Here is a 15,084-nt window from a genome sequence, read left to right as displayed (position 1 = left end):
AACAATAGCGTCTATTCTCCAGTGCCGCCAGCCTGCTCACCGAAAATTTCTTTTGCGTAGGTGGATGAACCATCTTATCCATGCAGACTAGAATCCTTCAATGGCAGCAACGGCTTGTCGGTATAGTTGAGCTGTTGGCTCGTCGAAGCAGCAGAAAATAACTGTTTCGGGCGTTGAGTTCTGTCCGACGAAGGTACCTGCGATGCCAACGGCAATCTGCGTCGCCTCATTTTTCGGATAACGGTAGATGCCGGTGGAGATCGCCGGAAATGCCACGGTCCGGCAATCCCTGGCGGCGGCGATTTCGAGCGACCTGATATAGCAGGAGGCGAGCAGCCCGGCTTCGCCTTTTCCGCCGCCTTGCCAGACAGGTCCGACCGCGTGGATGATGTAACGTGCCGGCAGGTGATAGCCCTTGGTAAGCTTTGCTTCGCCGACCTTGCAGCCGTTCAGCATCCGGCATTCGAATTCGAGCTCCGGGCCTGCGGCGCGGTGAATGGCGCCGTCGACGCCGCCGCCGCCCAGCAGCGAGGAATTGGCGGCGTTGACGATGGCATCGACCGCAAGCCTGGTGATGTCGCCGGTGTGGACATGTATCCGTTCGCCGAACTTGCTCATCTACATCCTGAACACGCCGAACTTCGTTTCTTCGATGTCGGCGTTGAGCGCGGCCGAAAGGCTGAGCGCGAGCACTTCGCGCGTTTTCCCCGGATCGATGATGCCGTCGTCCCACAGCCGCGCCGAGGAGTAGAGCGGGTGACCCTCATGCTCGTATTTCATCAGGATCGGCTTCTTGAATTTCGCTTCCTCGTCCGCGCTCCACTCACCGCCCTTGCGCTCGATGCCCTCGCGCTTGACCACCGCCAGCACGGTCGCCGCCTGTTCGCCGCCCATCACCGAAATGCGCGCGTTCGGCCACATCCACAGGAAGCGCGGCGAGTAGGCGCGGCCGCACATGCCGTAATTGCCGGCGCCGAACGACCCGCCGATGATCATCGTCACCTTCGGCACCTTGGCGGTGGCAACCGCCATCACCAGCTTGGCGCCGTCCTTGGCGATGCCGCCGGCCTCGTACTTTCGCCCGACCATGAAGCCGGTGATGTTCTGCAGGAAGATCAGCGGGATCTTGCGCTGGCAGCACAGTTCGATGAAATGCGCGCCCTTCACAGCACTTTCGGAAAACAGCACGCCATTGTTGGCGATGATGCCGACCGGCATGCCCTGAAGATGGGCAAAGCCGGTGACCAGCGTGGTGCCGTAATTCTGCTTGAACTCGTCGAACTCGGAGCCGTCGACGACGCGCGCGATCACCTCGCGCACATCGTAGGGCTGGCGCAGATCCGTCGGCACGATGCCGTAGAGTTCCTGCGCGTCATGAAGCGGCGGCATGGGTTTCTGTAAGGTCAAGCTTACAGTCTTGCGCCGGTTGAGGTTTTTGACGATGCGCCGGCAGATGGCCAGCGCATGTTCGTCGTCCAGCGCATAGTGGTCGGCGACACCGGACAGCCTGGTGTGCACGTCGGCGCCGCCAAGCTCCTCGGCGCTGACATCTTCGCCCGTAGCCGCCTTCACCAGCGGCGGGCCGCCGAGAAAAATGGTCGCCTGGTTGCGCACCATGATCGTCTCGTCCGACATTGCCGGCACATAGGCGCCGCCCGCAGTACATGAGCCCATGACGCAGGCGATCTGCGGAATGCCGGCCGCCGACATGTTGGCCTGGTTGTAGAAGATGCGGCCGAAATGCTCGCGGTCGGGAAACACCTCGTCCTGGTTGGGCAGGTTGGCGCCGCCGCTGTCGACCAGATAGACGCAAGGCAGATTGTTTTGCAGCGCGATCTCCTGCGCGCGCAAATGCTTCTTCACCGTGAGCGGATAATAGGTGCCGCCCTTCACCGTGGCGTCGTTGACCACGACCATCACCTCGGTCCCTTCGACACGGCCGACGCCGGCGATGATGCCGGCCGAGGAAATCTCCTCGCCATACATGGACCATGCCGCGAACTGGCCGATCTCGAGGAAAGGCGAGCCGGTGTCGAGCAATTGCGCCAGCCGCTCGCGCGGCAACAGCTTGCCGCGCGAAACATGACGCTCGCGCGCCTCCTCCGAGCCACCGCGCTCGACGCTGGTTGCTTTCTCCGCAATGTCGGCAACCAGCGCCCGCATGCGCTCGGCATTGGCGAGGTAGGTTTCGGAGGAGGGCGAGATCTGGGTTTGGAGTACGGCCACATCGGTTCCTATTGCTCTGCCACGACTTGCAGCTTGCCGTCACGGCGCTCGAAAATGTACTCGGAGAGAAGATCAGGTTCGGTCTTGAAAACCTTGTCGATAAATGAGCGAGCAAACTGAACCGCATTGGGAAGCCGCTTGTCTACAACGACGATGGCATCGCGTTTTGGAATGGCTATGAAAACGCCGTTGGGGAATTGCGGTCCAAGCGTGGCCCAGAATTTTTCGGTCAGGAGGAGAGCGGGTGAGATGGCCTCATCCCCTTCGACGGTGAAGATCGATATCCCGTCGAGGATACGCTCCTGCTTGACCTTCGTAATCTGCTTGTTGATGTTTTCCAGAGCAAGCTGGCGAAGCTGTGCGAGTGAGCGGTCTCCAACATCGTCAAGCCGGACGCTGGCGAGCGAGTCCTCATTGTCGATCTGGTAAAGGATCACGACGTCACCCGCCAAGGTTTCAAACGCCGGTCCTTTGTCGGGCTCTGTGCCATCGCCTTTGAAAGCGTCGAGATGTTCGCGCGGTCGAATGTTGGCAATCAGTAGATCGGCCTGGAAGCCGCTTTCGCTATCGCTGAGCACGAGCGTGGTTAGAAAACGTTCGATTTCGGTTTCCGCCTCTCCCGCCGGCAGGTCGCGAATGCGGCCTAGCAGGTTCGTAACGTCCACCTGAAGATGAATATCCTTGCCGGTAGAACCGACCCTGGTTACGTCAAGACGCGCCGGATCGGCGGGGTTGGGAATTGCTTGCTTGACTCGGCTGTCAGCCTTCAGGCGGGAAATGACTTCAACCCGCAGTGCTGCAACGTCTCGAAATTGCGGCATATCTGAAGAGGCGGCATTCGCAAATCCCGACAATGGGATCAATGCGACGATAGTCCGTGCTAATACTCCAAGGTATTTTGGCAAACCAGGCATTGAAATCGCTCACACCCCTTCCGCCATGATCTCGCGCCCGATCAGCCAGCGTCGAATCTCGCTGGTGCCGGCGCCGATTTCGTAGAGCTTGGCGTCGCGCAACAGCCGGCCAGTCGGATACTCGTTGGTATAGCCGTTGCCGCCAAGCAGCTGGATGGCGTCGAGCGCCATCAGCGTCGCCTTCTCGGCGGCAAACAGCACGCAGCCGGCGGCATCCTTGCGTGTCGTCTGGCCGCGATCGCAGGCAGCCGCGACGGCATAAACGTACGCGCGCGCGGCGTTCATCGTCGAATACATGTCGGCGAGCTTGCCCTGAACCAGCTGGAACTCGCCGATCGGCTGGCCGAACTGCTTGCGCTCATGCACATAGGGGACGGCAACGTCGAGACAGGCCGCCATGAGCCCGAGCGGTCCGCCGGCGAGCACGGTGCGCTCGTAGTCGAGGCCCGACATCAGGACCTCGACGCCGCGGCCCTCCTCATGCAGCACATTGTCATAGGGCACCTCGACATTGTCGAACACCAGTTCGCCGGTGTTGGAGCCGCGCATGCCGAGCTTGTCGAGCTTTGGCGATGCCGAGAAGCCGGCCATGGTCTTTTCGACGATGAAGGCGGTGATGCCGTGCGATTTCCGCTCCGGATCGGTCTTGGCGTAGACCACCAGCGTTTCGGCGTCGGGGCCGTTGGTGATCCACATTTTCGAGCCGTTGAGCACATAGCGGTCGTTGCGCTTTTCGGCGCGCAGCTTGAGCGAGACGACGTCGGAGCCGGCGCCCGATTCCGACATGGCCAGCGCACCTGCCCTTTCGCCCGAGCACAATGCCGGCAGGAATTTCTCCTTCTGCGCCGGCGTCGCCCAGCGGTTGATTTGGTTGACGCAGAGGTTCGAATGGGCGCCGTAGGAGAGACCAACCGAGCCCGAGGCGCGCGAAATCTCTTCCACCGCAATGACGTGGGCAAGATAGCCCATGCCGCTGCCGCCGAAATCGGGATCGGCGGTGATGCCGAGAAGGCCGAGCGCGCCGAGCTCTTTCCACAGATGCGTGGGGAACTGGTTGCTGCGGTCGATCTCGGCAGCGATCGGCGCTATTTTTTCCTGGGCAAAGCGGCGCACCAGATCGCGCAGCGCCTCGATGTCCTTGTCATGCCCGAAGCTGAGTGTGTTCGTGTACATGCCGTTCCTCCTGCCGCATGACCCCGAAAATCAACTTTGATTTCCGGAAAGGATCATGCGCGAAATCAAAATGCTACAGCGTCCTTTGCGCGTCCGAAGGGACGCGCGGCGCTGTAAGTCTTGCCGTCGATCTTCGCGCCAACCAGGCGCATTGTCATTGAAAGATATGTCGCCGTGACTTCAGCCATCGACAGCCGCTCGCCCGGCCGGAACCAGACGATGACGCCGGTCATCATCTGGATCAGGGCCATGGCAGTGAGCCCGGTGTCATCGACACTGAAGGCGCCGGCCTCCGCGCCGTCGCGCAGGATGGCGCGCAACTCCTTCTCATAGGCGGTGCGCATGCGAAGGATCTGCGTCAGCCGGTCATGCGACAGGCTGCGCAATTCCATGTTCGAGACATGGGTGGAGTGGCGGCGCTCGATGTGGAAAGCGATGTGGTTTTCGACATAGGCGGCAAGCCGCATTGCCGGATCGGCTGCGTCGGGGCGTGCGGCGTCCCACGCTTCGATCAGCCCTTCCATATGTTCGCGCATCAGCGTGAACAGCAGGTCTTCCTTGGTCGGAAAATAGCGGTAGAGCGCGGCCGCCTGGACGCCGACCTCGGCGGCAAGCTGTCGCATCGACGTCGCCTCATAGCCGAAGCGGGCGATCAGGCTGACCGCCGCCTCGCGGACGGCCGCTTCAGTTTTTTCGCCATCGGATCCCGTTGTGCGTGCCATGATCGCCTCCCGGTATTTAGTAATAAAACGAACGTTCGATTAATTCAAGCGGCAATAAAGTGGTTCCGTCTAGACAATGATCCGAAAGTCGATGGGCGCGTCGAGGAGTTCGAATTCTTCGATCTCGACCTTCGAAACCGAAGCACCCCGTGGCCCTTGCCGGAGCCGTTCGATCATTGTGGAAACCGCAGCATCGGCACCGGCAATCGAGGCCGTCACCGTGCCGTCTCGTTCATTGCGTACCCAACCTACGAGGCCAAGCCCTATCGCTTCGCGTCGCGCCCACATCCGATAGCCGACGCCTTGCACCTTACCATGCACGCGCGCCTGCACCGCCTTTTGCCGGTCGTTATCTCCCATGCTCAAGAACTGGCGCGGGATCGGACGAAAGCAACAGCCTTGAACGGTTGGATTGTTGTTGGATCGACGGAAGCCGGGGACCCGGCTGATTCTGTCTTGGCCTTTGGCGGCATTGGCAGGCCGTGTCGCGACGGCAATCGGCCGGGCTAATTTCCCCGCGCAGCGGCGAGCGCGCCGGGCAGTTCCTCGGCAAAGATATCGAGCTCATGATCGAGGCCGACGCTGACCCTTATGCAACGGTCGAGCCCTGGCGCCATCGGTTTGCGAATGAACACGTCGCGCGACAAAAGATTTTGCAGCACTTTCAGCGCGAAGGCGCCGTCCTTGCCGCAATCGATGGTGACGAAATTGGTCGCCGATGGCAGCGGCTTCAGCCCGTTCGTCTCGGCAATCCCGGCTATACGTGTGCGTCCGGCAGCGACTCGCGCCACCACGCTGTGAAGCCAGTCCTGGTCGGCCAGCGCCTCGACGCCGGCGATCTGCGCCATGCGGCTGACGCCGTAATGGTTGCGGATCTTCTCGAAATCGCGGATCACCTCAGCCTCGGCCACCGCATAGCCGCAGCGAATGCCGGCCAGCCCGTATGCCTTGGAGAAGGTGCGCATGCGGATGACGTTGGGCCGCGCGACATCGATCGGCGGCAGCGCCGAGGCCGGCCCCAATTCGCCATAGGCCTCGTCGAGCACCAGCATGGTGGTTTCCGGCAACGCTTCGACGAAGCGGGTGATATCTCCTGCTTCCCACCAGCTTCCCATCGGATTGTCCGGATTGGAGAGATAGACCAGCGGCGCCTTCTCCCTGATAATTGCCTTGAGCAGTCCATCCAGACTTTCCTTGTCGTTCTCGTAAGGCACCGTGACCAGCCGGCCGCCGGCGCCGGCAATGTGGAAATTGAACGTCGGATAGGCGCCGAGCGAGGTGACCACCGCGTCGCCAGGCGCGACATACATGCGCGCCACCAGGCTAAGCAGCCCGTCTATGCCTTCGCCGACCACGACGTTTTCGGCGCCGACGCCGAGATGGCGGGCCGCAGCCTGCTTCAGATCGTAATTGTCGGGATCGCAATACATCCACTGGTCACGCGCGACGCGCTCCATACGGGCGATAACGCGCGGCGAAGGCCCGAAACTGCTCTCATTGGCACCGATGCGGGCGCGAAAAGCACGTCCGCGCTCGCGCTCCTGCGCTTCCGGTCCGACAAACGGCACCGTGGAGGGAAGCGCGCCGACAAGCGGCGTGAGGGCAGGGCGCTGGCGCATGGCAAAAGCTCACGAGAAGATGAGCCTTCTTGCTAGCGTGCCCGACAGGACGGCGCAAGTTCTGGCGCGGCTGGAAATAGTGGCCATGACGCCCGGGATGAAATCGGCGCGGGTGGCCACGCTCTACGACCTGACTGCCGGTAGGCGGCAGCCTTTTGAAGGCCGCTGCAGCCAATGACATGGCGACGGATGCTTCAAAAAAACCCGGCGGTTGCCCGCCGGGTTTGCTTTTCAGCCAGGCTGAGCGTCTTAGAACGAGCGCTGGAAGCGGAGGAGACCGCCGATGCTGCTCTTCTTGTCGGCATCGGTAAAGTTGGAGAAGTTGGCGTCGTCGAACTTGCCTGCGTTGAGGTAGTCGACTTCGGCCGTGACCGTGAAGCCGGGAACAACGTCGTAGGCGATGTTCGCGGCGACGCCGAGGTTCTTCCACTCGTCATACGAGACCTGGGCATTAAACGAGGTCTTCTCGTTTATGGTGTAGGTGCCGCCACCCCAGAATGCCCAGTTGCCGCCCCACTGCTTGTAGAAACCGCGGCCACCGGCGTTGATCGCGTTGCCGTTGTGAATCAAGGTCGTGTCGTCATTCAGGTTGTCGTCGGTGCCGTAGCCGCCCATGATGAACAGCGATAGGTTCTGCATCGGGGTGATGTCCAAACGCACCTTGCCGGCGACTTCTTCATAGTTGCTGTCGTACGCGACGACGCCGGTGATGGCGCCCCAGCCCTGCGTATACTTCAGACCGCCGACGACATGCGGAACGTAGCTGTCGATGGTGCCAACGGTGCCGGAGCCTTCTTCGAGAGAGACGACGGCCGAGAAGCCATTGCCCGCATCGAAGTAGTACTGGACGACGTTGGTATCGAAATCGCCGTAGGGAACGAGCGTATCCTGGAGGACGTTGCCGGCGTAGCCGATGAACGTGTCGAAGGCCGATTCGTCCTTACCGACGCGCAGGCCACCGAGCTGGATCCAGGCGAAGTTCAGCGAAACGTTCTTGTTGCCGGCAGGGTTGGAGTTGAACTCGTCTGCTTCGGTAGTCGGATCGTCTGCCGACGGGTAGCCGTTGCGGTTGCCGAAGTTGAAGCGGGTCTCGGTGTAGGTCTTCAAGGTGCCGAGCTCGGTTTCCTGGCCGGTCCAGGTCTTCAGCGTGAAACGGGCATTCTTGTAGAAGGTATCCTGCTCGTCGCCATCCTTATGGTCGAACGACCTCGCACCGTCGAACGAGCCGACATCACCCACGCCGATGTCGTAGCGGACATAGCCACCGATGCGCAGGCAGGTCTCGGTGCCGGGGATGTAGAAGTAGCCGGCGCCATAGACGTCGCAGATCTTGACGTATTCAGCCGGTTCCGGCTCGGCGACGACGACGGCGTCGGCGGCGCGCGCACCGGAAACTGCGATCAAGGCCGCAGCGGAGCCGAGAAGAAGGCTCTTAATGTTCATTTTCTGACCTCCAGTCAGAATCGAACAAGATAGTGAAACCGGCGACAAGCGTTTTCGCTGTAATCAATTGTTATTGTTGAAGTTTATTGAAAAGATGGACCTCTGCGGCAGGTGATGCGGCCATCACCACAGGCGCTTGTTGGCGAAAGCATGCCCTGAACCGGATTTGAGATAGCGCTCGAATGAAGCTGCCTTGGCCTGGTTCGAAAAGGCCATATAGGTGACGATCCGCCACGGCAGAAACTTGGATGTATGGCTGGATTTCCCCGCATTGTGCTCGACAAGCCGCCGTTTCAGGTCCGTCGTTATGCCGATATAGCGTTCGCCTTCCGCAGCCGTACTCTCCAGAAGATACACATACCACATGAGCTGCTCTCCTTTGCCGGGGCTTCGGAGGGCATCCTCTCCGCCATCCTGCTTCGCGCTGAGGTGGGCTTGTCCTGCGAAGCTCGAAGGGCGAAGCAGGACCAATCGAATTTTGCAAGGGATTCTCTGGGCTTACGCTGTACGGCAGGTAGCACACCACACGGTCCGGCCCTCCTACGCCAAGGCTTCGGAGGGCATGCTTCGCGCTGAGGGTTGGGCTTGTCCTGCGAAGCTCGAAGAGCGAAGCAGGATGGCGGAGAGGATGGGATTCGAACCCACGAGAAGCTTTTGACCTCTACTCCCTTAGCAGGGGAGCGCCTTCGACCACTCGGCCACCTCTCCGTTGCGCCGCTGGATAGAGAAAAGCGCCGGCACAATCAACAAGCCGGCGCGATAATCGTTGAAAAATCCGCATTCGGCCGCAGCGGCGCCTTTTGCATGCGGCGATTCTACGGCAGTTCCCTGGCTGGCGAGTCGGCGACATGGCCGCAATTCTGGCCGGCCATCGCCGGATTCGGCCGCATTGCGCGGCGCTGGATAAGGCTTGCGGGCCCTTCGATAGTTAATGAGAGCTTTCTGACTGAGGCCAAATCGTGTCATTTGTGCAACAACGCATGGGGATAGCGCCCGCATAGCCCTTTCGCCGGTACGATCGTGGTTGAACGCCGCCGCCTCATGGGTAATGTCGATTTCGAAGGAGCGGCGCGGTGCGCATCTTTTTCGGTAGTGGGGATGGGGCAGGGAACGCTGTCCTTCAGCAAAGAATACCCAGACCCGTTTTTTAACTTTTGACTGGAGGTCAGAAAATGAACATTAAGAGCCTTCTCCTCGGCTCCGCTGCGGCCTTGATCGCAGTTTCCGGTGCGCGCGCCGCCGACGCCGTCGTCGTCGCCGAGCCGGAACCGGCTGAATACGTCAAGATTTGCGACGTTTACGGCTCGGGCTACTTCTACATTCCCGGCACCGAAACCTGCCTGCGCATCGGCGGCTATGTCCGCTATGATATCGGCGCCGGCGACGTCGGCGCATTCACGGGTGCGGAGTCGGTCGACCACGAAGATGGCGACGTGCAGGACACCTGGTACAAGAATGCCCGCGCCACCTTCAAGACCTGGACCAACCAGGAAACCGAACTCGGCACCTTGAAGACCTACACCGAGACCCGCTTCAACTTCGGCAACAACAACCGGTACGGCGTCAACACCCCTGATAATCCGAACACCCCCCTCGTCAATGAAGCCTTTATCGATAGCAATCCGGCCGGCATGAAGAGCGTTTCGCTGAACTTCGCCTGGATCCAGCTCGGTGGTCTCCGTGTTGGTAAAGACGAATCGGCCTTCAACACGTTCATCGGCTACGCAGGCAGCGTCATCAACGATACGCTGGTTCCCTACGGCGGCTTCGACACCAACGTCATCCAGTACTACTTCGATGCCGGCAACGGCTTCTCCGCCGTCCTCTCGCTCGAAGAAGGCGCTGGCGTCGTCGGCACCATCGACAGCTATGTTCCGCATGTCGTCGGCGGTCTGAAGTATACGCAGGGCTGGGGGGCCATCACCGGCGTCATTGCTTACGACAGCAACTACGAAGAAGTCGCCGGCAAGGTTCGTTTGGACGTCACCCCGATGCAGAACTTGTCGCTGTTCATCATTGGCGGCTACGGCACCGACGACAATCTGTCGGATCCGACCTGGGCAATCCCGGCCGGCGGCCGCGGCTTCTACAAGCAGTGGGGCGGCAACTGGGCAGTCTGGGGTGGTGGCACCTACACCATCAACGAGAAGACCTCGTTCAACGTCCAGCTTTCGTATGACGAAGACAAGAACTTCGGCGCCGCGGCGAACATCGCCTACGACGTCGTTCCCGGCTTCACGGTCACGGCCGAAGTCGACTACATCAACGTTGGCGACTCCGATTGGACCGATGCCCGGGACGACGACGCCATCGGCGGCATGCTCCGCTTCCAGCGCTCGTTCTAAGAGCTGGCTTACGACAGGTGAATACCAGCCCGGGCGCTTCAACGCCCGGGCTGTTTTGTTTCGTGACTGGGTCAAGACAAGCAGAAGGAACAGGGGGAATCGGCAGCTGAACAGTCCGTAGGGTGAGTTCGTGGGATCCGCTGATGGGCGGGTGAATTCACAACTGCGTGATTAAATCTCTTGAAAGGACGCTTCCAAGCGGGTAGGTCTGACTCTATCCACTCGGGGGTGTGGCAAATTATGACCATCGACGCGATACAAGAGGGCAACCCCTCCGAACATTTCTCAATGTTCTCTTCTCAAAATGCGAAGATAAAATACAGCTACAACAAGATCAGAGAAGTAAAGTCGCACCGGGTCGGGGAGCTTTTTTCAGCATACCGAGACATACTCTGGGATGATGGACGACACAAATACAATGTCAGCTCCTTCATCGGCGAAATAGACGAGATTCTCCTCGGAGAACGGTTCAGCGCCTTTGACCAGAGCACCCTTGATAATCTTATCGGCACCTTGCGCCAGCGCGGCAACAGCAACGCAACCATCAATCGAAAGATGGCTGCCCTCAGCAAACTGCTGCGCAAGGCTTACAAGATGGGAGATATCCACAGCCTGCCCGAGTTCCGCCGCCAGAAGGAGCGGGCGGGTCGGATTCGTTTCCTCGAAAGGGACGAAGAAGCAAGGCTGTTTGCCGCCATCAGGACCCGCAGCGAAGATGCCTACCGTCTCTCGGTCTTTCTTGTCGACAGCGGCTGCCGCCTCGGCGAGGCGCTCGGACTGATCTGGAACGACATCCAGGAACATCGCGTCTCGTTCTGGATCACCAAATCCGGCCGCAGCCGCACCATCCCGATGACCGAGCGGGTCAAAGAGGTGATCAAACTGCCGCCGTCAGAGGGCCGCCGGCCCAAGGGTCCGTTCACCAAACTCAGCCAGGCGCAGTTTCGCGCCATCTGGAACGATGCCAAGGCCGAGGTCGGCCTCGGCGCCGACGACCAGGTGGTTCCGCATATCTTGCGTCACACCTGTGCCTCACGTCTGGTCCAGGGCGGCATCGACATCCGGCGCGTTCAGATGTGGCTCGGCCATCAGACACTTTCGATGACCATGCGCTATGCGCATCTGGCCACCAACGATCTCGACGGCTGCGTTGTCGTGCTGGAAACGCCCCGCGGCGAAGGGCTGTCCGGCGATGGAAAAAACTCCGCCTTCGCGTCGCCGCTGACCACGGCCTCAGTGCCAGCGCCTGCCCAAAAGGGCAAAGCGGCAGCGGCGAAGGCACCCAAGACGCCCCGGAAAAGCTCGAAAGCCAAATAGTTAACCAAGGCTTTCATATACTGCCGCGGCAACCCCAGGATCATATTTGATCTTGGGGTTTACTTTTTCTGGGCAGAATTTGGTACTCCATCCAGGAAAGCCGCGATAGCGCCCGGCAGATTGCCTGTCTCCAGGAAGGGCGCATGGCCCTGGCCCTCGACGGTGATCGCTTCCATGCCGGAATGACGCTTTTGCATCTCGTCGAGTGTGTCGGCCGACAGGAGTTTCGAGTTGGCGCCGCGAATGGCAAGCAAAGGTATGGCCGCCAGCGCCTCGAACTGTGGCCACAGATCCGGCAACGGCTTGCTGAGGTCGAGGCCCGCCACCGTCTGGACCAGCCGCGGGTCGAAATCCGGCAGCAGGAGACCTTCGCCCGTCTCCCGGTAAAGGGCCGACACCATCCGCTCCCAATCCGCTGCCGTCAGCGCGGGAAAATCCGCGCCGTGCGCGACGCGTTGCGCATCGATCGCCTCAGCGCGGCTCTTCGGTTTCGGTGCCGGGTCGAGATAGGTTTGGATATGGGCGAGCCCCGCGGCCTCGATCACCGGTCCGATGTCGTTCAGCACAACGGCTTTCAGCGCGGCTGGCCGCAGCGCGCCGAGCACGTGGATGATCAGCCCGCCGCGCGAGGTGCCGACGAAGGCCGCTTCCTCGACGTTCAGAGCGGCCAGTCCGGCGAGGACATCGCCGGCCTCGATGCCGATAGTGTAGTGGCCGATATCAGGGTCGTAAGCGGACTGGCCGCGGCCGCGATAGTCGAAGGCGATGACCTTGCGCGGATTGTCGGTCCGCTGCGACAGATAAAGCGCCAGCTCATGGAAATCGCGCGCGTTGCGGGTCAGGCCGGCCAGGCAAACGACCTGCCAGTCTGCCGAATTGGTCTCGCCATAGACGCGGGCGTGAAGCTTGAGCCCGTCCGGCGCGGTGTAGAAAAAGTCGGAGAAGCCGTCGGTGCTCGACATATTAAAAGGACTCCCTGGCCGGATTGTCTCCGTCTGCTACAGGCGAGGGTGGGAGCGGTCAAATCGAGGGTTGTCGGCAAGCTGACACTCTTGGAAATGTCGGAGGGACAGCGCCCCCCTCTGTCCTGCCGGACATCTCCCCCACGAGGGGGGAGATTGGCGGTTCAGGTGCTACGCCCTTCCTTCGACGTTGGAGATTGGCGAAATCGGCAATGACAGCTGATCTCCCCCCTCGTGGGGGAGATGGCCGGCAGGCCAGAGGGGGGCGCCAAGGATCGCCAACGTCTGCCCGTGGCGACAGCTCTGCGGCCTCAGCCTCTTCCGTTCACCAAATCCCCAACGATATCGTACTTCCCCGAAATGCGCATCTTGTAGACCTCGTAATTCTCCATCACGCGCTGCACGTAACTTCTTGTTTCGGTGTAGGGAATTCGCTCGATCCAGTCGACGACGGCGTCGATGCCCTTGCCGCGCGGGTCGCCGTACTTGGCTACCCATTGGCTGGCGCGGTTAGGGCCGGCATTGTAGCCGGCGAAGGTCAGCACATAGGAGCCGCCGAAGCGGTCGAGCTGCTCGCCGAGGAAGGCAGCCCCCAACGTCGCATTGTAGCCGGCGTCGCTGGTCAGCCGATCCTGCGAGAAGGTCACGCCGGCCTTCTTCGCCAATTGCTTGGCGGTGCCCGGCATCAGCTGCAGCAGGCCGCGCGCGCCGGCGCTGGAGACGGCGCCGACATTGAATTCGCTTTCCTGGCGGGCGATCGCATAGGCCAGCGCCTTGCCCGAGCCGGATATGTCGGCGGTGTCGGGAATGACGCCCAGCGGATGCGACAGCGCGCCGACATCGATGCCGCGCGCGCCGGCGATCTTGCCGATCTTCAGCGCCATGAAATGATTGCCCTGCTTTTCCGCCAGCACCGCAAGCAGCGCCAGCTCGCCGGGGCTGGTCAACTGCCCGGCGAGGTCGCGGTAAAGCGTCTCGGCATAGCGGTCGTAGCCCGCCTCCTGCAGCCGCTTGATGGCGCTGACGGCTTCGCGGCCGTCAAAGCTTTGGCGGTCGGCAGTGCTTGGCTCGGGATAGACGATGTTCAGCGTGCGCAAGCCAACCCGTTCCGCCGCCAACTGCCCGTAGAAAGTGGTGCCATAGGCTGCCGCCTTGGTGAAATAATCCTTCGCATTGCCGGGACCGCCGACTTCCGCCGCGCGGCCAAGCCAGTAATAGGCGCGTGACAGCGACATCGGTCCCTGCGCGAGATCGGCGATGCGGGCAAAATGGGTCGAGGCCGTCGCAGGATCGTTGAGGCCGCGCAACGCATACCAGCCGGCGTGGAATTCGGCCTCGGCGGCGCTGGCGGGGCTTTCGGCGGCATGCGCGGCAACGATCTTGTAGGCGGTCTTCCAGTCGCCCTGGTCGACCAGTGCGCGCGACAGCACGCGGCGCTCGACCCACCAGGCATCGGGATCGACCAGCGCGTCGCGGTTCGTTGGCGCTTTCATCATCACCGCGGCGGCGTCCGCAAACTTCCGCTGCTTGCGCAGATATTCGGCTTGCGCGAAGAAATAGCCGGCCGATTGCTGCGCGGCAGGCACCGCTTTCAACAGCTTGGCCGCGTTCTTGTCGCCACGCGAGGCGGCGGCCCAGGCATCGGCCAGCGGTTGCGCGCCGGCAAGGGCTGCGACCCGCAGTGCCGAATTCTCCCGGTCGGCATAAAACATCCGTTCCATGCGGAAACGATGGTCGGCAGCCGGAATGATGGCGCCAAACTCCTTGCTGACGGCCGCCTCGTCCCTGGTTTCCAGCTTCTCGGTGCGCCAGAATGGCGACAGCACGGAAAGCGCAGCCTTGGTGTTGCCAAGAGCTACATAAGAACGGGCAAGGATGACCACGCCTTGAAAGGTCAGCGGCTGGCTGCCGTCAAAGGCTTTCACCACGGTCTGCGGCGACGGGCTTTCGCGGTAGAGCGCGCGCTCGCTGTTCTTGCGCAAGGCCATGGTGCCCGGCCAGTTCGGCAGCATCTTTGCGGTATCGGCAATCTCGCTGCTCGGCACATGGTCGCCGCCATAGAGCGCGATTGCCCAGGCCAGGATATGGCGGTCCAGCGAATTGGCCGGCAATGTTTCGCGCACGGCTCGCGCCGCGGCGATATCGCCGGTCGCCAATGCGTCGAGACCGCTTTTCAGCACGACGATACTGGGGGAGGGCGCATCGGTCTGCGCTCTGTCTTGCATGTCGGGCATCGGGATCGATGAGGTCGTCTGCTCGTCGACGCTCTCGTTTGCCGCCGTCCCCACTATCAGCAGGGCAACGGCGCCAAGCAATATGAAGCGGAGTGGCCGACCGGCCGGCATGATCCTGATCTTTCCCTG

The 15,084-nt window shown here is 61.3% G+C and carries 14 protein-coding genes and 1 tRNA gene; 3 read left to right on the top strand and 12 right to left on the bottom strand.

The genetic code is table 11. From position 1 onward, the window contains the following. Window positions 1-87 precede the first annotated feature (87 nt). From NLY42_RS27955 to NLY42_RS27925, 7 genes are all read right to left on the bottom strand, one after another. Entirely contained in the window at window positions 88-618 is a 531-nt protein-coding gene (locus NLY42_RS27955; protein ID WP_023754789.1) for an O-acetyl-ADP-ribose deacetylase, read from the bottom strand. Then, window positions 619-2,226 (bottom strand): carboxyl transferase domain-containing protein, encoded by a 1,608-nt coding sequence (locus NLY42_RS27950; protein ID WP_023754788.1) that lies wholly within the window; start codon window positions 2,224-2,226, stop codon window positions 619-621. An 8-nt stretch (window positions 2,227-2,234) separates the two neighbouring features. Further along, window positions 2,235-3,140, bottom strand: coding sequence for a hypothetical protein (locus tag NLY42_RS27945; RefSeq protein WP_155922473.1), 906 nt, complete (start codon window positions 3,138-3,140; stop codon window positions 2,235-2,237). A 9-nt stretch (window positions 3,141-3,149) separates the two neighbouring features. Further along, a complete protein-coding gene (locus NLY42_RS27940) occupies window positions 3,150-4,313 on the bottom strand; it encodes an isovaleryl-CoA dehydrogenase (RefSeq protein ID WP_023754787.1) in 1,164 nt (387 codons plus the stop codon). 65 nt (window positions 4,314-4,378) lie between these two features. Then, the gene (locus NLY42_RS27935; protein WP_023754786.1) at window positions 4,379-5,035 is read right to left on the bottom strand and encodes a TetR/AcrR family transcriptional regulator; all 657 of its coding nucleotides are present in this window, start codon (window positions 5,033-5,035) and stop codon (window positions 4,379-4,381) included. Window positions 5,036-5,104: 69 nt separating this feature from the next. Further along, window positions 5,105-5,395, bottom strand: a complete 291-nt coding sequence (locus NLY42_RS27930) for an acylphosphatase (protein WP_023709796.1) — start codon at window positions 5,393-5,395, stop codon at window positions 5,105-5,107. A 146-nt stretch (window positions 5,396-5,541) separates the two neighbouring features. After that, on the bottom strand, window positions 5,542-6,654 hold the full coding sequence (locus NLY42_RS27925) for a pyridoxal phosphate-dependent aminotransferase (protein WP_023754785.1): 1,113 nt from the start codon (window positions 6,652-6,654) through the stop codon (window positions 5,542-5,544). Between NLY42_RS27925 and NLY42_RS27920 the strand changes: the two genes are divergently transcribed. Then, window positions 6,653-6,832 carry a hypothetical protein gene (locus tag NLY42_RS27920; protein WP_023756385.1) on the top strand — a complete coding sequence of 60 codons (180 nt, stop codon included), beginning with the start codon at window positions 6,653-6,655 and terminating at the stop codon, window positions 6,830-6,832. The genes NLY42_RS27925 and NLY42_RS27920 overlap by 2 nt on opposite strands. 71 nt (window positions 6,833-6,903) lie before the next feature. Here NLY42_RS27920 and NLY42_RS27915 read toward each other — a convergent pair whose 3' ends face one another. The 3 genes from NLY42_RS27915 to NLY42_RS27905 form a co-directional block, all read right to left on the bottom strand. Further along, window positions 6,904-8,097: a porin gene (locus tag NLY42_RS27915; protein ID WP_023756386.1), complete on the bottom strand. Its 1,194-nt coding sequence runs from the start codon at window positions 8,095-8,097 to the stop codon at window positions 6,904-6,906. 123 nt (window positions 8,098-8,220) lie between these two features. Further along, window positions 8,221-8,463, bottom strand: coding sequence for a GIY-YIG nuclease family protein (locus NLY42_RS27910; RefSeq protein ID WP_023670218.1), 243 nt, complete (start codon window positions 8,461-8,463; stop codon window positions 8,221-8,223). 251 nt (window positions 8,464-8,714) lie between these two features. Next, window positions 8,715-8,805: transfer RNA gene (locus tag NLY42_RS27905), tRNA-Ser, on the bottom strand. A gap of 464 nt (window positions 8,806-9,269) precedes the next feature. Between NLY42_RS27905 and NLY42_RS27900 the strand changes: the two genes are divergently transcribed. Both NLY42_RS27900 and NLY42_RS27895 read left to right on the top strand, forming a co-directional pair. After that, the gene (locus NLY42_RS27900) at window positions 9,270-10,442 is read left to right on the top strand and encodes a porin (RefSeq protein ID WP_023754783.1); all 1,173 of its coding nucleotides are present in this window, start codon (window positions 9,270-9,272) and stop codon (window positions 10,440-10,442) included. Window positions 10,443-10,682: 240 nt separating this feature from the next. Beyond that, a complete protein-coding gene (locus NLY42_RS27895) occupies window positions 10,683-11,759 on the top strand; it encodes a tyrosine-type recombinase/integrase (RefSeq protein WP_023754782.1) in 1,077 nt (358 codons plus the stop codon). Between the two features lie 59 nt (window positions 11,760-11,818). On the opposite strand, the gene NLY42_RS27890 is transcribed toward NLY42_RS27895, so the two are convergent. Further along, window positions 11,819-12,721: an alpha/beta fold hydrolase gene (locus tag NLY42_RS27890; protein ID WP_023709789.1), complete on the bottom strand. Its 903-nt coding sequence runs from the start codon at window positions 12,719-12,721 to the stop codon at window positions 11,819-11,821. Window positions 12,722-13,032: 311 nt separating this feature from the next. Continuing rightward, window positions 13,033-15,066: a lytic transglycosylase domain-containing protein gene (locus NLY42_RS27885; protein WP_023754781.1), complete on the bottom strand. Its 2,034-nt coding sequence runs from the start codon at window positions 15,064-15,066 to the stop codon at window positions 13,033-13,035. Window positions 15,067-15,084 lie beyond the last annotated feature (18 nt).

The organism is Mesorhizobium sp. C372A, from assembly GCF_030323245.1.
Taxonomy (GTDB): Bacteria; Pseudomonadota; Alphaproteobacteria; order Rhizobiales; family Rhizobiaceae; genus Mesorhizobium.
This window is presented reverse-complemented; position numbering and strand designations above follow the sequence as displayed.